This is a genomic window from Vibrio genomosp. F10 str. 9ZD137 (assembly GCF_049974785.1).
GTDB lineage: Bacteria > Pseudomonadota > Gammaproteobacteria > Enterobacterales > Vibrionaceae > Vibrio.
Genome location: NZ_JBNGCJ010000161.1, coordinates 1 through 376, shown reverse-complemented (window position 1 = coordinate 376; position 376 = coordinate 1). Strand labels below are relative to the sequence as shown.

Here is a 376-nt window from a genome sequence, read left to right as displayed (position 1 = left end):
TCGCATATTTTGACCACGCTTCGGCGGTTGCGTATTGCGTTGGTTCGGGCGGAGATACGTTGCACGCCGGCCCTGACATAGTACAGTTCAGGGATTGGGTGAGGGAAGCTGATAACATGTTGGATGAACCATACAAAGCTGGAGTAGGATACGTGAGCGACGATGGTTCGTTAGTTGGAGACAGTCAGTGGTGGATCGGCGGTGATATCAATAATAATGACGACGGGCGACATCTCCTGTACGGGGACACAATGGTAGGTGATAAAGCGTTTATCACCGCAGTGCCAGATACGGAAGCGAGGGGGGTTGCGTTAGTGTGCGCATACGATTAATCGATATTTGTATAGTTTAAGCCTCGTGTACTGTACTTAGTAGG

Annotated in this window: 1 pseudogene; it reads left to right on the top strand. The window is 50.0% G+C overall.

Annotation, left to right across the window (positions count from 1 at the left end):
* A pseudogene (locus ACP45E_RS02010) lies at positions 1-332 on the top strand (hypothetical protein); the annotation flags it as partial.
* Positions 333-376 lie beyond the last annotated feature (44 nt).